The 19,264-nt window shown below is 72.7% G+C and carries 20 protein-coding genes and 1 pseudogene; 8 read left to right on the forward strand and 13 right to left on the reverse strand.

Features of this window, described 5'->3' with window-relative positions; all coding sequences use genetic code 11:
• Positions 1-37 precede the first annotated feature (37 nt).
• The 3 genes from pyrF (at position 38) to mscL (ending at position 2,106) form a co-directional block, all read left to right on the forward strand.
• A complete protein-coding gene (gene pyrF, locus OG429_RS16775; RefSeq protein ID WP_328926121.1) occupies positions 38-730 on the forward strand; it encodes an orotidine-5'-phosphate decarboxylase in 693 nt (230 codons plus the stop codon).
• A 140-nt stretch (positions 731-870) separates the two neighbouring features.
• Positions 871-1,485, forward strand: coding sequence for a hypothetical protein (locus tag OG429_RS16780; protein ID WP_328926122.1), 615 nt, complete (start codon positions 871-873; stop codon positions 1,483-1,485).
• 120 nt (positions 1,486-1,605) lie between these two features.
• Positions 1,606-2,106 (forward strand): large conductance mechanosensitive channel protein MscL, encoded by a 501-nt coding sequence (mscL, locus tag OG429_RS16785; protein ID WP_328926123.1) that lies wholly within the window; start codon positions 1,606-1,608, stop codon positions 2,104-2,106.
• Between the two features lie 22 nt (positions 2,107-2,128).
• Here mscL and OG429_RS16790 read toward each other — a convergent pair whose 3' ends face one another.
• The 4 genes and pseudogenes from OG429_RS16790 to OG429_RS16805 form a co-directional block, all read right to left on the reverse strand.
• The gene (locus tag OG429_RS16790) at positions 2,129-2,341 is read right to left on the reverse strand and encodes a hypothetical protein (protein ID WP_328926124.1); all 213 of its coding nucleotides are present in this window, start codon (positions 2,339-2,341) and stop codon (positions 2,129-2,131) included.
• A 96-nt stretch (positions 2,342-2,437) separates the two neighbouring features.
• Positions 2,438-2,809, reverse strand: a complete 372-nt coding sequence (locus OG429_RS16795) for a hypothetical protein (protein WP_328930306.1) — start codon at positions 2,807-2,809, stop codon at positions 2,438-2,440.
• Positions 2,779-3,177: pseudogene (locus OG429_RS16800) on the reverse strand (nitrite reductase); the annotation flags it as partial. The pseudogene OG429_RS16800 and the gene OG429_RS16795, both read right to left, overlap by 31 nt.
• Positions 3,174-4,316 (reverse strand): MFS transporter, encoded by a 1,143-nt coding sequence (locus OG429_RS16805; RefSeq protein ID WP_443051264.1) that lies wholly within the window; start codon positions 4,314-4,316, stop codon positions 3,174-3,176. The gene OG429_RS16805 and the pseudogene OG429_RS16800, both read right to left, overlap by 4 nt.
• 158 nt (positions 4,317-4,474) lie before the next feature.
• Here OG429_RS16805 and OG429_RS16810 point away from each other — a divergent pair, with 158 nt between their 5' ends.
• The 3 genes from OG429_RS16810 to OG429_RS16820 all read left to right on the forward strand — a co-directional run bounded on the left by OG429_RS16810 (position 4,475) and on the right by OG429_RS16820 (position 8,148).
• Complete coding sequence (locus OG429_RS16810) at positions 4,475-5,560, forward strand: DNA polymerase III subunit beta family protein (protein WP_328926125.1); 1,086 nt, start codon at positions 4,475-4,477, stop codon at positions 5,558-5,560.
• Between the two features lie 75 nt (positions 5,561-5,635).
• Positions 5,636-6,787 carry a low temperature requirement protein A gene (locus OG429_RS16815; RefSeq protein WP_328926126.1) on the forward strand — a complete coding sequence of 384 codons (1,152 nt, stop codon included), beginning with the start codon at positions 5,636-5,638 and terminating at the stop codon, positions 6,785-6,787.
• 113 nt (positions 6,788-6,900) lie between these two features.
• The gene (locus OG429_RS16820) at positions 6,901-8,148 is read left to right on the forward strand and encodes a cytochrome P450 (RefSeq protein WP_328926127.1); all 1,248 of its coding nucleotides are present in this window, start codon (positions 6,901-6,903) and stop codon (positions 8,146-8,148) included.
• A 121-nt stretch (positions 8,149-8,269) separates the two neighbouring features.
• Here the strand turns inward: OG429_RS16820 and OG429_RS16825 are convergent, their stop codons facing one another.
• Complete coding sequence (locus tag OG429_RS16825) at positions 8,270-8,764, reverse strand: DUF5949 family protein (protein ID WP_328926128.1); 495 nt, start codon at positions 8,762-8,764, stop codon at positions 8,270-8,272.
• A gap of 68 nt (positions 8,765-8,832) precedes the next feature.
• Positions 8,833-9,486 carry a hypothetical protein gene (locus OG429_RS16830; protein WP_328926129.1) on the reverse strand — a complete coding sequence of 218 codons (654 nt, stop codon included), beginning with the start codon at positions 9,484-9,486 and terminating at the stop codon, positions 8,833-8,835.
• 154 nt (positions 9,487-9,640) lie between these two features.
• Between OG429_RS16830 and OG429_RS16835 the strand changes: the two genes are divergently transcribed.
• The gene (locus OG429_RS16835) at positions 9,641-10,087 is read left to right on the forward strand and encodes a DUF6299 family protein (RefSeq protein WP_328926130.1); all 447 of its coding nucleotides are present in this window, start codon (positions 9,641-9,643) and stop codon (positions 10,085-10,087) included.
• A gap of 110 nt (positions 10,088-10,197) precedes the next feature.
• Here the strand turns inward: OG429_RS16835 and OG429_RS16840 are convergent, their stop codons facing one another.
• From OG429_RS16840 to OG429_RS16860, 5 genes are all read right to left on the reverse strand, one after another.
• Complete coding sequence (locus tag OG429_RS16840) at positions 10,198-10,365, reverse strand: hypothetical protein (protein WP_328926131.1); 168 nt, start codon at positions 10,363-10,365, stop codon at positions 10,198-10,200.
• A gap of 71 nt (positions 10,366-10,436) precedes the next feature.
• Positions 10,437-12,524 carry a SpoIIE family protein phosphatase gene (locus OG429_RS16845; protein ID WP_328930308.1) on the reverse strand — a complete coding sequence of 696 codons (2,088 nt, stop codon included), beginning with the start codon at positions 12,522-12,524 and terminating at the stop codon, positions 10,437-10,439.
• Between the two features lie 14 nt (positions 12,525-12,538).
• The gene (locus tag OG429_RS16850; RefSeq protein WP_328926132.1) at positions 12,539-12,814 is read right to left on the reverse strand and encodes a hypothetical protein; all 276 of its coding nucleotides are present in this window, start codon (positions 12,812-12,814) and stop codon (positions 12,539-12,541) included.
• 22 nt (positions 12,815-12,836) lie between these two features.
• Positions 12,837-14,138, reverse strand: coding sequence for an NAD(P)-binding domain-containing protein (locus OG429_RS16855; protein WP_328926133.1), 1,302 nt, complete (start codon positions 14,136-14,138; stop codon positions 12,837-12,839).
• A gap of 54 nt (positions 14,139-14,192) precedes the next feature.
• Positions 14,193-15,527: an ATP-grasp domain-containing protein gene (locus OG429_RS16860; RefSeq protein WP_405679778.1), complete on the reverse strand. Its 1,335-nt coding sequence runs from the start codon at positions 15,525-15,527 to the stop codon at positions 14,193-14,195.
• A gap of 294 nt (positions 15,528-15,821) precedes the next feature.
• Here OG429_RS16860 and OG429_RS16865 point away from each other — a divergent pair, with 294 nt between their 5' ends.
• Positions 15,822-17,288 carry a glycoside hydrolase family 26 protein gene (locus OG429_RS16865; protein WP_328926135.1) on the forward strand — a complete coding sequence of 489 codons (1,467 nt, stop codon included), beginning with the start codon at positions 15,822-15,824 and terminating at the stop codon, positions 17,286-17,288.
• 5 nt (positions 17,289-17,293) lie between these two features.
• Here OG429_RS16865 and OG429_RS16870 read toward each other — a convergent pair whose 3' ends face one another.
• Both OG429_RS16870 and OG429_RS16875 read right to left on the reverse strand, forming a co-directional pair.
• A complete protein-coding gene (locus OG429_RS16870) occupies positions 17,294-18,436 on the reverse strand; it encodes a GNAT family N-acetyltransferase (protein WP_328926136.1) in 1,143 nt (380 codons plus the stop codon).
• Positions 18,433-19,215 carry a lipopolysaccharide biosynthesis protein gene (locus tag OG429_RS16875; protein WP_328926137.1) on the reverse strand — a complete coding sequence of 261 codons (783 nt, stop codon included), beginning with the start codon at positions 19,213-19,215 and terminating at the stop codon, positions 18,433-18,435. The genes OG429_RS16870 and OG429_RS16875 overlap by 4 nt, the downstream gene beginning before the upstream one ends.
• Positions 19,216-19,264 lie beyond the last annotated feature (49 nt).

A 19,264-nucleotide genomic window follows, 5' to 3' on the forward strand; every position in this document is an offset into this window, starting at 1 on the left:
ACGTTCCCGGGGAAGCGGCGGCCACGACAATGGCGACGTGAACACCGAGAACCGGATCATCGTCGCCCTCGACTTCGACGACCACGCGGCCGCGGAGACACTCGTCGCGCGGCTCGGCGACACCTGCGGCCACTACAAGGTCGGCCTGGAACTGCTCACCAGCGCGGGCCCCGGGCTCGTCCGGGACCTCGCCGCCCGGGGGTACGAGGTCTTCCTCGACCTGAAGCTCTTCGAGATACCCCACTCCGTGGCCGGCGCGGTCCGGGTGGCGGGCACGCTGGGCGCGTCGATGGTGACCGTGCACGCCATGGGCGGTACGGGCATCCTGACGGCGGCGGTCGAAGCGGCGCGGGAGTTCCCCGGGCTGAAGGTGCTCGCGCTGACCGTGGTCACGAGCATGACCGCGAGCGACCTCGCCGACGTCGGCGTCGTCGCCGCGAGTACCGACGAACAGGTGCTGCGCCTGGGTCGGCTCGCGGTGGCCGCCGGCTGCGACGGACTCGTCGCCTCGCCCCGGGAAGCCGGCGCCTTGCGTGCCGCCCTGGGACCGGAGCCGCTGATCGTCACCCCGGGGGTGACGATGCCGGGCGGGGCCGGGGGCGGGCACGCGCGGGGCGGGACGCCGGGAGCGGCCTTCGGGGCGGGGGCGTCGCACATCGTGGTCGGGCGATCGGTGACGCGGGCGGCGGACCCGGTGGCGGCGCTGGAGCGGATCCGGGCGGGCCTCTGAACCCTTGCGGGTGACGCCGTCGTCCACAACCTGGGGATCGTCCACAGGGCGGAGCGGGATCCGGCGGGAGGCCGGATCGTGAGGTGTGTCCGGGCGCAAGGTCCGGGCACAGCGACTCACTCCGTCTGGTGGTGGCCCTCATGTCCCGTACGCCCACGCCCTCTTCGGCATCTTCCCCGGCTTCACCCTCGGCTTCTCCCTCGGCGCCCTCTTCGAGTTCCTCCTCGTCGTCCGTTCCTGTCTTCCCTTCCGCGTGCTCGTCCGCGTGTCCCCCCGCGCGGCCGGTCCCGCCGTTTCCCCCGCTGCGGGTCGGACGGGGCGGGGACCGGCTGCGCAGGGCCCTGCGGCGCCGGCGGCGGGCCGTCTCGGCCGGGCTGGCGGTCGCGGCGGCGGCACTGGCCGTCGGCGGGACGGAGGCTCAGGCCTCGCGGGGCGCCGCGCCCGCGGCGGTACGGGTCTCCCCGGAGCCGGCGCAGCAGCCCGCGGCGGTGCGGATGGTGTCGGCCCCGGTGCGCATCGCGGACGCGGCGACGGTGCGGCTGCTGCGGCCCGGGGACCGCGTCGACGTGGTCGCGGCGGAGCGCGCCGGACCGCCCAGGGTGGTGGCCGAGGGGGCCCGGGTTGCCGAACTGCCCGATCCCGACCAGGGTGTTGGGGACGGTGGGGCGCTCGTGGTCCTGTCCGTGCCCCGGGATACCGCACGCGCGCTCGTGGGGGTGGGCACGACGGCCCGACTGGCGGTGACGTTGTGTTGATTCCCACATGCGGGCAGTCAAGTCGCCTCAGGGTGGGGGCCGATTGGACACGCCGCGCCCGGACTGCCGTAGCTTTCGGAACCGTTGGCTCCGTGTTCGGCACATGCGAAGAAAGGCTCAGTGGTGAGCGAGAAGAAGAAGGAGAGCGTCCTGGCGGGCTTCAAAGCCTTCCTGATGCGCGGCAACGTGGTCGACCTGGCGGTGGCCGTGGTCATCGGCGCCGCGTTCACGAACATCGTGAACTCGGTGGTCAAGGGGATCATCAGCCCGGTGGTGGGCGCGGTGGGCACGCAGAGCCTGGATGGCTACAAGACGTGCATCAAGAACCCTTGCGCCATCGGCGCGGACGGCCAGCCGACGGGGGTCGAGATCCTCTGGGGCTCCGTGCTGAACGCCACGCTGACCTTCGTGATCACCGCCGCGGTCGTCTACTTCCTGATGGTGCTGCCGATGGCGAAGTACCTCGCCAAGCAGGAGGCGCGGCGCAAGGCCCGGCAGGGCGTCCAGGAGACCATGGAGATCACCGAGCTGGAGGTCCTCAAGGAGATCCGGGACGCGCTCGTCGCGCAGCGCACCAACGGTGGCGGGACCGGTTCCGCGGGTCCGCGCGACGTGTTCTAGCCGCTCCGGCCGCCCCGGCCGGTCAGATGTGGTGCGGGGGTTTCTCGTCGAGGAAGCGGGCCAGGTCGGCCGCGCTTCCGCCGGCGTGCGGCCGCTCGCCCCAGCCCCGGTCGGTGTCGTCCGACGACTGCTGGTCCAGCGGGTCGTCGAAGACCAGCCTGGGCTTCGGCCGGGGCTTGTCGGCCCCGGGCACGGGCTGCGCGGGCTGTGGGTCGGAGGCGGGGGCGGTGCTCATGCCTCCAGGGTACGGCCGCCCCCACGCGCGTTCCCGCCTCCGGCCCCGGTCGCCCGGGGGGCACCGGGGAGCCGCTGCTCGTGCGGACGGACGTGGTCACCGGTCCTTCGGGTCGAGGAGCCACAGTCCGATCACGACGACGAAGGACAGGATCAGGAATCCCGCCCCCCACCAGGCCGTGCCGGTGTTGCCCTTCATCCACTCGTTGACGGTCACGGTCAGCCCCCAGAGCTGCCCGATGACGACGGTGAGGGCCAGGGCCAGACGGGCGTTGAGCTTCGAGGACCGCTCCGGCTCCTGTTCCGTGCCGGCTCCCGGGCCGGGGCCCGTGTGCCGGATCCGCGGGTCGCCGTAGCCGCTGGTGGAGCGGATCTGCGGATACCGCTCACGCACCGGCCGGTTCAGCCGGGGCTGGGCGCTCCCGGGGTGGTAGTCGGAGAGACGGTGAAGTCGAGGGCCTCGTCCCAGGAGACCTCCCGGAACTCCTCGTCCCGGGAGCGGCGCATCAGCGGGGCCGTCAGCCGGTCGGGGTGGTTGACCTGCTGGTACGCGTTGATGCCCTTGGGGCACAGCCGCATCCGGTTGATGTCGTGGTTGCGGGGTTCCACGCCGAAGACCTTGCCGCCCTTGTCCACGCGCAGGTACATCCCGCACTGCACGCCGCAGAAGCAGCAGTGGGTGGGGACGAGGGTCTCGCCGTTCTGGTCGGCGTGCCACCGGTCGGCGGGGAAGCCGCCGGCGTCGCGGAAGTTCCGGGTGCCGGGCGGGGCGATGGACGGGTCGATGGAGACGGGCACGGGCCGGGACGCGGCCTCGTCGGGTTCGGCCGAGGTCACTTGAAGCCCTTCTTGACGCGGGTCAGGTAGGCGTTGCCGCGCAGCACCCGCTTGCAGCGCGGGCAGTACTCGGCCCAGGCGTCGAAGTCGAGCTTCAGGTCCTTCATCGTGCCGCGCAGGTTCTCCACGTACGGGGTGGTGTCGATGGGCTCCTCGCAGCGCTTGCAGGCGAAGACCTGCTCGTCCCGGCGGGCCGTGTACTTGAAGAGCTGCATGCCGACGGCTGCCGGGCGCTGGACGATGTGGAAGAACTTCCCGAACGGGATGTAGATGAGGGTGAACACCACCGACACCATGTGCAGGATCGCGAGGAACTCGTAGCCGCCGCCGTGCAGGAAGATCGACGAGAAGGTCAGCAGGAGCCCCGTCACGGAGATCACGATCAGGCAGATCAGCGGCAGCAGGTCGTAGGCGAAGCGCTGGCCGGTGATGGCGCCGCGGTCCTTCATCCGGCGCCACAGGAAGTACGAGGCCCCGGGAATGACCAGTACGGCGGCGACGTCCAGGCCGTGGAACATCGCCCAGCCCAGGAGGCTCAGCGAGTCGAAGCCGAGGACCTTGAAGCCCCAGATCCGCATCTCGTAGCCGGGGCCGGAACCGCTGTCGGAGGTGAAGGTGAACCAGCCCCAGGTCAGCGGGAAGGTGATGAGCGCGGCCAGGACGCAGCCCCAGAAGATGAGCTGGTGGGCGGCCCAGCGGGCGTGGGAGCGGGCGCCGAGGAACTTCTGGAAGCCGAGGTAGGTGGCGATCATCCTCGGCAGCGCGGTGGGCGCCTTCTTGAAGTTGTCCGCCGAGAAGAGGCTGCCGACGCCTTGTCTGAAGAGGCGGCGGGCGCCGGGCGCGGAGACCCAGACCGTGTACCGGTAGGCCACGCCGAAGGCCAGGAAGACGGTGGCGACGGCGTACGGCAGCAGGGCCGAGTCGAAGTCGCGCAGCAGCCGGCTGCCCAGCACGATCGCCGCGATGAGCAGGAGCGAGACGACGGTGCCGGCCAGGGTGGCCCGGGCGGTGACGGGCCGTCGCCCCGCGGGGGCGGTTCCCGGGTCCGACGGGGTCCCGCCGGACCCGTCGGAACTGGCAGTGCCGGGGCCCCCGGGTGGCGGAGGCGGGACGTCAAGGGCTTCTGAGGGCTCGGGCACATCACCACGCTAGGCGGCATGTTCCGATTCAGCCCGTTATGCCGTATCCACGATGACGCCGAGCGGGGCCAGACGGCCCACAGCCCCCCGGGGGTCCGCCGACGGTGATTGACCCTCGACCTGGTCCAGGGCTCAGAGTTCGGGGTGTGGAGAGCGAGATGCGCAGTATCGGGGAAATGGCTCGGGACAGTGGACTGGGCGTGAGCGCCCTGCGGTTCTACGACGGTGCCGGCGTGCTCGTCCCGGCCTGGGTGGATCCGGTGAGCGGCTATCGCTGGTACGCCCCCGAGCAGCTCGGCGAGTCCCTGCTGCTGGCGCGGCTGCGCCGGGCGGGCATGCCGCTGGCGGACATCCGGCTCGTGCTGGCCGGCTGGTCCCGTGCGGACACCGACCTGGTGCGGAACCTGCTTCAGGGGCACCTGCGCCGTCTGGAACGGGGGCTGTCCGACGCCCGAGTCGAGTTCTCCACGATCCGAGCGCTACTCGAACACAGGGAGAACCCCATGACTTCGCTCCGCACCGCCTCCGTCCGGTCGGTCGTCTCCGCCCCCGAGCTGGCCGCCGCGCTGGACGCGGTCCGTTTCGCCGCCAGTACCGACCCGGAGCTGCCGATGCTCGGCGGCGTCCTGTTCGACATCGAGGGCGACGCACTCGGTGTCGTGGCCACCGACCGGTACCGGATGGCTGTCGCCCGAGCCGGTGCCGACGGGCACGGCGGTCCCCGTGTGCAGGTCATCGTGCCGTCCCCGCTCGCCGACGCGATGCGGGCGCTGCTGACCGACGACGCGTCCGTCCAGCTCACCGTCGACGGTGACCGCGTGGCCTTGGAGACCGGGAACCGCCAGGCCGCCGGCCAGTGCCTCGATCACGACTTCCCCGATTACCGTCGCCTCGTCCGCCTGCCCGCCGACCGGCGCCGAGCCGTCGTCGATGTCCGGGCGTTCCGGGAAGCGGTGGCGACCGGTCCCGTCCGCGCGAGCGAGGTGCGCGAGCAGGACGGTCCGTCGCGCGACCTCAGCGTCCTCAAGGTGACGTCCGAGGGCGCCGTCACCGTCTGCGAGGACGGTGACGCCGACCGGGACACCGTCGCCGTGAACCGGGACTTCCTGCTGGACGCCCTCACCGCCGGAGCCGCGGACCGGCTGATTCTGGAGTTCGGCGCCCCCGACGCCCCCCTGGCGATCCGCCGCACCGACACCGAGGACACGTTTTCGCTCCTGATGCCCGTCCGCCTGGCCGACTAGCAGGCCCTCTCCCGCACGGCGTCCGTCAGCGCGTCCGGCCCGGCGAAGGGCGCGTCCTCTGGTGTGCTGGCCTGTATGGCCTACACCCCCATGACCGCCCGCAGCCGCGACGAGGACCACCGCGCGTCCACCCCGCTGGAGCTGTTCTTCGACCTCTGTTTCGTCGTCGCGATCGCGCAGGCCGGAGCCCGGCTGGTGCACGCGCTGGCGGAGGGCCATCCCGGCGCCGGAGTGATCGGCTACTTCTTCGTCTTCTTCGGCGTGTGGTGGGCGTGGATGAACTTCACTTGGTTCGCCTCCGCCTACGACGTCGACGACGTGCCGTACCGGATCGCGACCCTCGTGCAGATCGCCGGCGTGCTCGTCTACGCGGCCGGGGTGGGCCAGGCCTTCGACGAGAACGACTGGACGGTCGCCGTCATCGGCTACGTCATCATGCGCGTCGCCCTGACGGCGCAGTGGCTGCGGGCCGCCGCCGGGGAGAGCGGCGAGGCACGGTCGGCGGCGCTGAAGTACGCGGCCGGGCTGGTGATCTGCCAGGTCGGCTGGGTGTCGCTGCTGTTCGTCCCGGACGACGCCAAGCGCTGGCTGTTCCTGATCCTGGCCGCCGCCGAGCTGATCGTCCCGGTGATCGCCGAGCACGGGCACCAGACGCCCTGGCACGCGCACCACATCGTGGAGCGGTACGGCCTGTTCACCATCATCGTGCTGGGCGAGACGATCGCCGCGAGCACGGTGGCGGTACAGTCGGCGATCAGCGAGCACGAGGAGCTGGGGCACTTGCTGCCCATCGCGGCCGGCGGACTGCTGATCGTCTTCGCCGCGTGGTGGATCTACTTCGCGGTGCCGATGCACGAGCACCTGACCTCGAACCGCGAGGCCATCCCTTGGGGTTACGGCCATCTGCTGATCTTCGCCTCGGGTGCGGCGATCGGTGCCGGCATCGAGGTCGCGGTCGAGCACACGGTGGGCAAGGCCCACATCTCGCAGCTGTCCGCCAACGCGGCCGTCACCGTCCCGGCCGCGCTCTTCCTGTTCATGGTCTGGCTGCTGCACTCCCGCCACTTCAAGCGGGGACCCGCCCAGCAGCTGACCATCCCGCTCTCCGCCGCCGCGATCCTCGCCTGCACCTGGACGGGCTCGTACGCGGTCCTCTACGCGGGCCTGGTCGCGACGGCCACGGTGGCGATCGGCGTCACCCTGGCCGCCAGGTCCGACTCGGCCTGACGCACGGGGCTCCGGGGCAGCGCCCGGCAACGGCGCCGCCCCGAACCCGTCACTCCCGCACCACCGCCGCCGTTCTCCAGCGCAGAACGACGCGCAGCAACTGGAGGCATGCCATGACACTCCCCGCACAACGCCAAGGCACCGGCCCCGGAGGGGAGCTGGCCGAGCCGGGCTTCTGGCAGCAACCCCCCTCGCACCGCCTGGCGGCCTTCGCCCGCCTGCGCGCCCTCGACTCCCCCGTCTTCGTACCCGAAGGGAGCGGCCACTGGGCTCTGGTCCGCCACGCCCAGGTGCAGGAGGCGAGCCGGCTGCCCAAGGTCTTCGCCAGCGCCCCCGGCGTCACCACCCCCGAACCCGCCCGCTGGGTCCGCGCCCTGTTCGGGGACTCGATGGTCAACCTGGACGGCCCCGACCACGCCCAGCTGCGCAAGATCGTGCAGCGTGCCTTCACGCCCCGCCTGCTGGCGGCCGCCGAGGAGGACATCCACGCGGTGGCGGCCCGCATCGTGGACGACGTACTCGCGGACGAGCCCGACGAGTTCGTCTCGGCGGTGGCCTCCCGGCTGCCCCTGGAGGTCATCTGCAACATGATGGGCATCCCGGAGCACTTCCGTGCGGAGATCGCCGACCGCGTCAACCACGCCTCCGAGAACATCGGCGTGGAGCGCGGACTGGCCGCCCGGCTGCGGATGCCCGGGCGCGGCCTGCGGGCGCTCGCCAGGATGCAGCGGATGGTGGCCGGCATCGGACGGGAGCGGCGCAAGAACCCCACGGACGACCTGATCTCGGCTCTGGTGTGCGCGAACGTCGACGGCCAGGCCCTCGGTGCCCGCCAGCTCGGCGCCTTCTTCTCGCTCCTGATGGTGGCCGGGGTGGAGACGACCCGCAACGCGATCACGCACGGGCTGACCCTGCTGACCGACAACCCGGACCAACGCGACCTGCTGCTCTCGGACTTCGAGAAGTACGCGGACGGCGCGGTGGACGAGATGATCCGCCACTCGACGCCGATCATCCAGTTCCGCCGGACGGTGGCCGCCGAGCACACCCTGGACGGGCACCTGTTCAGGCCCGGCGACAAGGTGGTCCTGTACTACGCCTCCGCCAACCGCGACGAGGCGGTCTTCCCGGACCCCGACGCCTTCGACATCACCCGCTCGCCCAACCCGCACCTGGGCTTCGGCGGCGGCGGTCCGCACTTCTGCCTGGGCGCGCACCTGGCCCGGGTGGAGATGAAGGCCCTCTTCCGCGAGCTGCTGACCCGCCCGGTGGGGCTGCGCGCGGTGGGACTGCCCGATCTGGCCGGGTCGAACTTCGACAACCGGGTCCGCTCGCTCAAGTTCGCCTTCGAACGGCCCTGAACAGGAGCCGGGCGCGGAATCCCGGACACGGGAACCCGTGGGCCCGGGCACACGGAACCGGCCACCGGGCAGGCTGGGAGCCCGGCGGCCGGAGCGAGGGGGCGGCAGGCCCGGTACGCGCCTACTGCTGCAGGCTCTGCACCGTGATGACGCAGTGGGCGCTGCTGGTCAGCACTTCCTCGTCACCCGCGAACGCCTGGAGGACCTCGGCCGACACCGGCTGCCCCGGGACGGCTTCGGCCCAGGGCCGCGTGGCGAAGAGGAAGTACGCTTGGCCGCTCTCGCGGGCCGCGGCGACCCACTCGTCCGGGGCGGTGCAGGTCGCGTTCAGCCCGGGCAGGGTGAGCGCGATCTGGTTGCCCGCGAGCAGGATCTGCACCGCGAAGGTGCGCGGGCTGCGGGTGCCGTCCATGACCACGTCGCCGATGGGCAGGCCGATCTCCTCCAGGAGCCCGCGGGCAGCCTCCCCGCTGGCCTTCTCGCCCTTCGGGCCGTCGCCGAGGGTGTAGGCGAGGAGGTACGGGATGTCGTGGCCTTCGGAGGGGTCGCCGATCCAGGCGAGCACCGAAAGGGTGCCGAGCACGGACCGGTCGATTTCGGCTTGAGTAGAAGTCATGCGCCGCACCCTAGTGGTCTGATGCCCGGCCCTTTCACGGCCTTTCACCCGGGCGGGCTAGACGTGGGCTAGACGGCCCAGAATCCCGATCCGGAATTCGCCTGCATGTTCGCGTCCTGGTACTGGAGGCGCACAATGCGCGCGTTTTCCGGGATTTCGAACACCACCCATCCCTCGGCCCGCTCACCGACCGCGAGGGAATCGAAGACGAGTGGTTTGCCGGTCGTCAGTTCACCGGTGGGCACCACCGGGTGGCGCTGCCCCGCGCTGTCGTGCGCCCACATGCGTCCGAGCGCCCCGTACGAGGCCCCGCCCACGTTGACGAACGACATCGACGCGGCCACCCAGCGCTTGCCGGCCGGCGGGGCGAAGTTCTTCTCCACGCTGACCGCGGGGTCCACGTACGCGCCCAGTACGGCCTGCAGGTGCCGGCCGATCTGGTCACCGTGCACCCGCACGGCTTCACCCACATGGGCATCCTTCGCCCCGGTCCGTACGGGAGCCTCCTCCGCACCGGGCGCCCCGTCGTCCATCACACCGCCGTCCACGGGGACGGGGGGCGCCGCGGCGGGCGCGAGCGAGGCCCCCTCGGGCGCACTCTGGCAGGCCGTGGCGCCCAGCAGGAGGAGCGGGAGGAGAGCGGCGGCGAGGACGGGACGGCGGAGCGCGGAACGGACCGGGAGCCGGGCGGGAAAACGGGCGGGAACGGCGGACTGGCGCATGCGGGATCCCTTCGGGGGATGTATTTCGGTCAGTCTCACGCGCCCGAGCGGGCAATTGCACACACCGACACGAGCGTGGGAAGAGAGTTGCCGCCCATATGCCAGCACAATGCGTTCCGGCGGATCACCGCCCCCGCTTCCACCAGGAGGAACAATGCGCACCATCGGCCGCCGGCTGACCCTGACCGCCTTCTCCGCACTGACCGCCGCCACGGTATTCACCGGCTCGGCACAGGCCACCGTTTTCGACCAGGGAATTTCCGTACGGCCGTATGGTCACATTTCCGAGGACGGCACGGTCACCCTTTTCGGCACCTACCACTGCAACGCCCCGTCACCCAAGGGGACGAAGCTGCAGATCTCGGCCGCCGTCGTCCAGGACGGCACCCGGCTCGCCTTCGGCGGCGGCGAGGCGGACTGCGACGGGCAGGAGCACAAGTGGCAGGCCTCCGGCTCGCTCCGGTTCACCCCGGACGTCCACCCCGGCCCGGCGCTCGCCGAGGCCCAGCTCAACGAGATCCACTTCTCGGGCCTGATGCCGCGCTCCGTCGACACGGTCGCGGAGGACCGCCAGGAGATCAAGCTGACCGCCCACCGCTAGGACCACCGGGGCAACCGGGGCAACCGGGGCAACCGGGGCAACCGGGGCACCGGGCCACCGGGCCACCGGGGCCGCAGCGGCCGAGGGGACGCGAGTGCCGGTAGCAGCCGCTACCGGCACTCGGGCGCGACGCCCGTCATCGACATGAACGCCACCGACTGGCAGCCGGGGTCCGTGTGGGGCCGCCCCGTCGTCCAGTCCACGACCGTCGGTACTCCGGCGGCCAGCAGCAGCACGGCCAGGATGCCCGTCACGGCGCCCTTGCTCAGCCTGCGCACAGCACGTTCCGTTTCATGGTCCGCATCATCACCCCGCCCCCGGCGCCCCACAACTCGACGTGACGGCACGCTCACCCGGCGCTCCGGGGGCTGCCCGCAACATCGAACTCGCACCACACGGCCTTGCCGTCGCCCCGGGGCTCCACACCCCAGTGCGTGGCCAGCGCGTCCACCAGCAGCAGCCCGCGCCCCGTCGTGGCGGCCTCGCCCGGGGTGCGCCGGCGCGGCCACACGCTGGAACGGTCCTTGACCCACAGCCGGATCCGCCGGACCGGCTCGGGCAGTACCTCCATGGTCAGCACCGCCCCGCCGTCGGTGTGCAGCAGGGCGTTGACCAGCAGCTCCCCGGCCGCCAGCTCCACGTCGTCGGCGAGGTCCGGCATGCCCCAGTCGCGCAGGGCCTGGCGCAGCGCGTAGCGGGCCTCCGACAGCCCTTCCGGGTCGGCCTGGTGGACGTACTGGTGGATGCGCGGGGCCCGGTGGGTGCCCGGGTCGGGGGCCCGGCGCAGCACCAGCAGGGCCACGTCGTCGCCGGAGCCCCAGCGCTCCCAGAGCCGGTCCAGGAGGTGGTCGGCGAGCGCCCCGGCCTCCTGCGGGCCGCTGCGCACCACGTGGGCGAGGGCCTCCATGCCCTGGCTGATGGCCGTGCCCGGCTCCTCCACCAGGCCGTCCGTGCACAGCACCAGCGTCTCCCCGGGCACCAGGTCGAGGCGGGTCTCGGGGAACTCCTCCTGCTCGAAGACCGAGGCCAGCCCGAGCGGCAGGCCGCCGCGCACGTTGGGCCAGCCCGTACGGCCGTCGGTGTGCCGGATCAGCGGGCCGAGGTGGCCCGCGCGGACGGCCCGTACGCCGCCGCTCTCCAGGTCCACCTGGGCGTACATGCAGGTCGCGAAGCGCTCGGTGTCCAGCTCGGCGAGGAAGCGCGAGGCCCGCGCCAGCACCGTGGAGGGGGGATGGCCCTCCCCCGCGTACGCCCGCAGCGCGATCCGCAGCTGGCCCATGATGGCCGCCGCGTGCGTGTCGTGGCCCTGTACGTCGCCCACGACGATGCCGACCCGGTCCCGGGGCAGCGAGATCACGTCGTACCAGTCCCCGCCGACCTCCCGCCCGCTCCAGGCGGAGTGGTAGCGGACCGCGATCTCCCCGCCCGTGATCTCGGGGATCCGGCGCGGCAGCATGGCCGCCTGCAGACCCGTCGCGAACTCCCGCTCCTGGTCGAAGAGGAGCGCCCGCTGGAGCGACTGGGCCACGATTCCCGCCAGACCCAGGCAGAGGTTCTTCTCCTCCGGGCTGAACTCGACGCGCCGGCGGTAGAAGAGGACCAGCCCGCCGATGGCCTTGGCCTGGGCGATCAGCGGCAGATAGGCGGCCGCGTCGTACTGGATCCGGTTCAGATAGTCCCTGAGCAGCGGGAACTCCTCGCCGAGCGTGGTGAGCGAGGTGACGAAGCGTGGCTGCCGGGTGATCACCGCGTGCGACAGCGGCAGTGTCCCGTCCAGCCGGGTGAGGTTGCGCTCGCTGAGGATCTCCAGCGTCTCCCCGCTCATCGCGATCATCTTGATCGTGCCGCCCTCGACCAGTCCCAGGGCCAGCCCGTCCGCGCCGAGCCGCTCCAGCGCGCCCGCGCCGGTCAGCGTGGCCGTGACGTCGTCGACGGTCACCGCCCGGGAAAGGGCCTCCGTGGTCCGCTGGACGATCGTCGTCTGCTGGGCCCGGGCCGTCTCCAGTTTGCGCAGGAGCGTGGCCTGCGCCAGCTCCGCCGTCGCGTCCCGGACGATCCCCACGATCCGCCGCGGGTGCCCGTCCTCGTCCCGGATCACCCGGCCCTGTGTGTGCGTCCACTGGTCGCGGCCGTCGCGCCGCTGCACCGTGAAGTAGGCGCCGTACGACTCCCCGCCGCTCTCCAGGACCGCCGCGACGCCGTCGCGCAGCCGGACGCCGTCCTTCGGCGGGATCCGCCGCCCGAGCCCTTCCGGGGTGCCGTCGTACTCCTGCGGATCGACGTCGAAGACGACCGACCCGGCCTCGTCCAGGACGAGCGTGTTCGCGTCCAGGTCCCACTCGAAACTGCCCATGCCGTTGAGCGCGAGCCGTTCCCCGGGCCCGGTCACGGGGGACGGCCGGCTCTGCTCGGGGCTTTCGCGCTCCGCCGCTGCCAAGAGACTCACACCACCTAACGGCCGGGCCAGTACGGCTGGGAGATCAGCCGCTCCCACTCCTCGTCGGGATGACCGGGAAGGGTGCGGCCGGCCTCCCTCCAGCGCTTGACGAGGGAGAGGTAGATCGGGGGCGAGGCGGCATGGGGGGCCGTCGCGTACGGGGCACGGTCGTACCCGGCGGGCCTGGCCGCGGCGGGCCTGGCCGCGGCGGGCCTGGCCGCGGCGGGCTGTTCCGCACGGCTGGCGGGAATGCGTACCCAGCCGCGGCCCTGTGCTCGCTCCGCGCTCATCGCGGACCCCTCTCACCGCGTCTCACCGCGGATACGTCTTCGGATGCCCGGCCGCGGCCCCCGGGGGTCCTCCCGGACCTGGTCCGGGGGAGTACCGGACGTCAGCGGTGGAACCCGACAGCGGGCCCCGGGCACCGAGGCGCTTTCGGACTCCTCTCACCAGTCTCCCCGCCGTGAAGCCCGCACCATGCACGAATCGCATGGAAGGGCCGAATGAGGGAGCCGTCAGCAGCCCCGCGAAGAACAGTCCCGGCCACGAGGACTCGAAGCCGGGGCTCAGCTCCGGCGTCCGGCTCCCCCCTACGGTCTCCAGCGCGGCCCGCAGCCCCGCGTCGAGCAGCTCCAGCCGGCCCAGGTCCGGGGTGAAGCCGGTGGCCGCGATGACGTGCGCGGTGTCCAGGACCACGGACTCCCCCGCCCTGGTGGTCAGCCCGAGCCGGGTCCGCTCGCCCACCGCGACGGCCCGGTGCAGGTGGTGCCCGAGGAGTACGGGGACGCGCCGCTCGAAGCGGTCCCGCAGCCACCAGGCGCCGGCCGGGCCGAGCGCGGTCGCCGCGATCCGCTCCCGGGTGGCCGCGGGCAGCTGCCGGACCGCCCAGGGCAGCTCCGACCACACCCAGCTGCGCCAGCCGGTGCCGAGGCCGCTGTGCGGATCGCGCAGCGCGCGCAGCCGGGGCCTGGCCAGGGGCTGCGGCACGGTGTTCCAGTTCAGCCGGGAGCGCCGCGCGACCAGGCACGGCCGGGCGCCGTGCTCGGCCAGCAGGGCGGCGGTCTCCAGGGCCGCCTGCCCGGCGCCGAGCACGGCGACCTCGTGGCCCGCGAAGCGGGTCAGGTCCCGGTGGCCGCTGCTGTGCGAGCAGTGGCCCGGCGGCAGGTCCCGCAGCGCCGGGGGGAGGTGGACGAACGGCATCACCCCGACCGCGAGGGCGACCGTACGGGCGAGCAGCGGCGGTCCCTCGGCGATGCGGACGCGGAAACCGTCGCCCTGCGGGGTCACCTCCGTGACGGTCACCTCCTCCACCTCGGGCGCGGCAAGGCGGGCGAACCACATCCCGTACGCGCTGAACGTGCCGATGGGCAGCGGAGTGCCGTGTTCCGCGGCCAGTCCGCGCGTGGCGCAGTAGTCGGCCAGCGTGTACCGCCCGTCCGGCGCGGACAGGTTGGAGGACCAGGGCTCCGACTTCAGGTACATGCCCTCGGGCATGTGGTCGCGCCAGGACGCCATGGGCCGCCCCAGCAGCCGTACGGACAGCCCCGCACCCGCCGCGTGCGCGGCGATCGACAGCCCGTACGGGCCCGCGCCGACCACCACGAGATCGTCCATCCGCCTCACGGCCGTTCCTCCAGCTCCATGGTCATCGACCCGGCCCGGGCGGGGTCAACGGGTCACCAGCTCGTCGGGCTCCGCGGATGCCTCCGGCGGCGCGGGCCGGAGGAGCGCCGGAGCGGGCTCCGGCTGCTCGCGGCCCCGCTGACGGGGTGTCCGGACCACCGCACGGGCCGTGCGACGCCCCTGCGCGGGGACGCCCCGCAGGACTCGCGCGCCCTTTCCGAACCCGCGCCCGAGGAAGGCGCCGAGCATCGCGAGGAACGGCAGCGGGTCGTCGGAGGCGAACCAGGCGGTCTCGACTCGTTCCCGCTCGGCCTTCGGCGGCGGCCCCGCCGTCCGGGCCCGCCCGCGGCCGCCCGGATGCCCCGCCGCGGCCGCCGTCCCCGTGCCCGCCGGCGAAGGCGCCGCGCCCGGCTCCGGCGGGCCCGCCTGGACCGCCGTCGGACGGCGCGGCAGCGAGCGGCCCCGAACCGCCGCCAGCAGCGCGTAGTTCTCCGCGACGAACACCCGGCCCGGTCCGCCCGAGGGGGCCGGCACCTGCTGGCCCGTCAGATCCAGGTACATCGCCCGTACGACGTCCAGCCCGGCGGAATCCGTGAACAGCCGGAACTGGGCGCCCGGGCGGGGGTTGAAGTCCACCAGCCGGAAGGTGCCCCGCTCGTCCCGGCGGAAGTCCAGGTCCAGGATCCCTTGGTAGCCGAGGCGTCCGGCGAGCCGCAGCCCCGCCTCCTCCACCGCCGGATCCGGCAGCCAGCGCCCCACCGCCGTCAGTCCCGTGCGCACCGGCCAGGACAGCTCCTTGCGGCCCGATCCCACGAGCAGCGGTTGCCCGCCGCGGCCGAAGGCGCCGTGGAAGAACCAGTCGGTGTCCGTCCCGGCCGGCAGGAACCGCTGGAGCAGCAGCCGGCTCCCCGCCTCGGCGGAGCGCTCGTACAGCCGCCGCGCGTCGGCGGCGGTGTGCACCAGCGTGGTGCTCCGCAACCCGTCGGACCCGGCCGGCAGCAGCCAGGGCCGGCTCCACTTGGCGATCACCGGCAGGCCGAGCCGCCACGCCGCCTCCGCCGCCTCGGCGCCGCTCGCCGGGACGACGGTCTCCGGGTGCGGGATGTCCCACCGCGCGCACAGCCGCGCCAGCTCGCCCTTGTCGGCCACCCGGGCGGGCAGGTTGTCGGGCTGATGGGGAATCCGGAAACGGTCCGTCAGCATCGACGCCACCCGGGACACGGCGATGGCGCTCAGATCGTCCATGGCGACGAGCACCGCCGGCCGGCCGATCCGCTCCGACACCCCGGTCAGGCACTCCAGCAACGGCTCGGGCGCCTCGGGGTCCAGTCCGCCGGGCGGCCCCGGATGCACGGCGCGCAGATACCTCGAACGCACCATGGGTCCTCCCCCGGCCTCGACGACGGCATGCACCTCCACGCCTTCGCGGCCAAGGGATCTGACGGCGCCAAGGGTTCCGTGGTGGAACGGATTCCGATCGAGTCTGAGCAGAACTGCGGGCACATGGTTGAGATACGCGTGCATGGCAACGGTGTCTTTCACCTAGTCGGACCAAGCGGGGGTGATACGCAGCTGCGAATGGCCTATGCGGCAGTCACCGGACAGGCCATTCGTCAGATCTGATGTCTAACGTCTTTGGTAAGCACACCGGTTCAGGAAAGCTCGGGAGACGCCATGCCCACACCACGCCGCCGACTGGCGAGCACCTGCATCGGTACGGTCACGGCCGGACTGCTCGCCACCGGGGCCGCCCTCGCGGAACCCGAGAGGGACCGGGCCCAGGGCTCGGACATCGCCATGGGCGCCTACCTCGACTACGGCCCGCCCGGCGTGGCCCGGATCCCCTACCTGTCGCGCTGGCTCGGCGGCAGGAAGATCCGGGTCGGGCACACGTACCTGCCCGGCGACCGGTGGGCGGGCATCGAGGGCAACGTCACGTTCCTGGAGAGCTGGGCGCAGTGGCGCCGGGCCGAGGACGACCGGATGCTCGTCCTCAACGTGCCCATGCAGGAGCGGAACGAAGGCGGGCTGTCCGACCGTCAGGTGGCCCGGCTGATCAGGGCGGGCGCGTCGGGGCAGTACGACTTCCACTTCAAGTGGCTCGCCGAGCGGCTGGTGTCCCTGGGCGTCCCGGACACGGTGATCGTGCTCGGCTGGGAGATGAACGGCAGCACCTACTCCCACCGCTGCGGGCCCGACCCGGAGAACTGGAAGGCGTACTGGAGGCGCGTCGTCAACTCGATGCGCTCGGTACCCGGCCAGAAGTTCACGTTCGACTTCGCCCCGAACAGGGGTACGGACGCCATCGGCTGGACGTCCTGCTACCCCGGCGACGACGTGGTCGACGTCATCGGAATGGATTCGTACGACCAGGGTCCCGGCCGGGACTTCGACGATCAGATCACCCAGCCGTACGGACTCCAGCATCACGTCGACTTCGCGAAAGCACACGGCAAGGAGATCTCCTACCCGGAGTGGGGGCTCTTCCGGCGCGGGGACAACGCGGAGTACGTCCGGCGCATGCTGAAGTGGATCGAGGAGCACAAGCCGCTCTACCACACCATCACCGACTACTGCCCGCACGGCGTGTGGCAGTGCAAGCAGAACCCGGAGTCCGCCAAGGTCTTCCGCAAGGCGCTGAAGCTGGAGAAGCCCGACCCGGTGATCCCGACCCCGGTGGTGCCCACGCCCGTGGTCCCGACCCCCGTCGTGCCCACACCGGCCGTCCCGACGCCCGAGGTCCCGAGCCCCACGGCCCCGACGCCCGCGGCCCCGAAGCCCTCGCCCGAGGTCCCGGTCCCGGTGACCCCGCTCCCCGTGACCCCCAGCCCGCTCGTCCCGACGCCCGAGGTCCCCGAGCCCGAGGTCCCCGAGCCGACCCCGACCCCGACCCCGAGCCCCGTGCCGTCCCCCGTCGTCCCGAGCCCGGTCGTGCCGAAGCCCGAGCCGGCGCCCTCGACGGCGGCACCCACGCCGACCCCGCCGCCCCGGCCGCTGCCGGAACCGGAGAAGCCGTCGGTCAACAGCAGGCAGTGGTGCATCCCGCTCAACTTCGGCGAGTGGCTCTCCAAGCTGGTCGGCATGCAGTCGGTCTGCGTCGAGCTCGACTGGGACGAGAGGTCGGGCTTCTGGCCCTTCTAGACGGGTCATCGCACCCGCAGTTCGTTGAGCCGCGCCCGCCAGTCCCGGGCGGCCGGCAGCGCCTCCCGCAGCGCGTCCACCGCCCGCTCGCGCCCCGTCAGCTGCGACTCGTGCAGCCGCAGCAGGGGCGTGAGCGCGCTCGTGGCCAGCAGGAGCCGCTGGTTCACCACGGTCTCGGGCCGCCAGTGGTTCTTGTACGGCTCGTTGCCGCGCAGGAAGCTCACCACCGGCCGGCCGTCGGCGAGCGCCCGCCCGGCCTCGTAGCGCAGCAGCAGCGTCGCCACGTCCACCTTGCGCGCGCGCAGGTCCGGATCGGCGCCGTACAAGTAGCCGCCGCTCAGCCCTGCCGACAGCAGCGTGACGTTGGCCGCGACCACCTTCCCGTCCAGCCGGAACTCCGTCAGCCGGCCCTCCCCCGCCCGCACCATCCGCCGGGTGGCCCGGGTCAGGTGCTCGGCGAAGCGGGGCCGCAGGTGTTCCGGGGTCACCCCGCGGCCGCGCCACTGCTTCTCGTGCAGCCGCAGCAGCGTCCGTACGGCACGCGGCACTTCCTGCTCGGTGACCTCGTGCTCCTCGATCCCGGCCGCGTCGGTCTTGCGGAGCTTGGCCCGCACCCGCTGGGCGCCGGAGGCCGGCATCCGCTTGACCAGCTCGTCGAAGGGCAGCGTGGGCAGCTCCATGCAGGTGGAGTCGGTGAGCTTGCCCCGGGCGCCGGTCCACGCCTCGTACACCGCCTCGGCGGCGGCCCCGGGGCGCACCTCGCGCAGGTCGACGACGGCGCCCCGGGCGGCCCGGTGCAGCCCGCGGGCCAGCGCCGGGACGACCTGGCCCGCGTACTCGGCGGCCACGAGCACGTCGAAGTAGTCGGTGATGGGGCCGCCGAGCGGCACCAGCAGCGGCAGCGGCCGGTGTACGAGCATCAGCGCGGCCGCACCGACCAGTTCCTCGCCGCGCCGTACGAGGACGATCCGGAGCCGGCCCTCCTTGCCGTACGACAGCCACCAGGAGTGCAGCCAGGCGTGGCTCTGGAAGGGGGTGGCGGTGGGGCAGGCGCGCAGGAGCCGGTTCCACGGCTCCTCCAGCGCGGCGAACTGCCGGGAGTCGCGGCACAGCGCAACCGACAGAGCCCCGGCGGAGCCCGGACTCATCGCACGGACTCCTTCTCCTTGGCCGAGGTCGGCTCACCCTGCGCGGGGAGCGAGGCGTACTCCTCGACGACCGGCTGACCGCTCTCCTGCCCGTTCTCCTGCACGTTCTCCGGCCCGCTCTCCTGACCGCCTTCCCGCTCCTCCTTGCGGCGGCCGGGCCGGGCGAGCAGCCACAGCCCGCCGAGCAGGCCGCCGGCGCACATCCCGACGGCGCCGCTGATGGGGGCGGACGGGGAGGCGGGGGCGCCGGGCGCGACGGCCTGGTTGAAGAGGAGCAGCTGCACGCCCGTGTTCTTGGCGGCCTGATTGCTGCTCAGCGACAGGGCGTCGGCGACCGCGTTGGCGATGTCGGCGGCCTCGGCGGGGCTGGTCGACGTACCGGTGATGGCGATCATCGGGGACTCGGGGGAGGTCTCGGCCCGCACCTGGGTCCGCAGCTTCTGGGCGCCGATGCCGGCGCGGGGCTGGGCGTAGGCCAGGGTGGAGCTGCTGGTGGCGATGCGGGCGTAGGCCTGGGCGAAACCGAGGGCGGTGGCCGGCTCGGTGGTGTCGTCCGGCACGGCGACGACGTAACTGGTGGCGGCGTACTCGGGCGCCTTGAGCACCCCGTACGCCCCGCCCGCGGCCAGCCCGAGCAGAGCGCACGCGGGCAGCGGCCACCACATGGGAGGCCGCTTGAACCGCCGCCGCTGCCTCTTCTCGGAGCGGTGGTCGGCCTTCTTCTCGGGCCGCTTCTCGGCCTTCTTCTCGGACGTCTTCTGCTCGGCGGTGTCGGCCATGTTCGTGCTCGCTTCCTGGATGAAGTACGGGGTCCTGCGGGCGGGGGTA

This window comes from Streptomyces sp. NBC_00190 (assembly GCF_036203305.1).
Classification (GTDB): domain Bacteria; phylum Actinomycetota; class Actinomycetes; order Streptomycetales; family Streptomycetaceae; genus Streptomyces.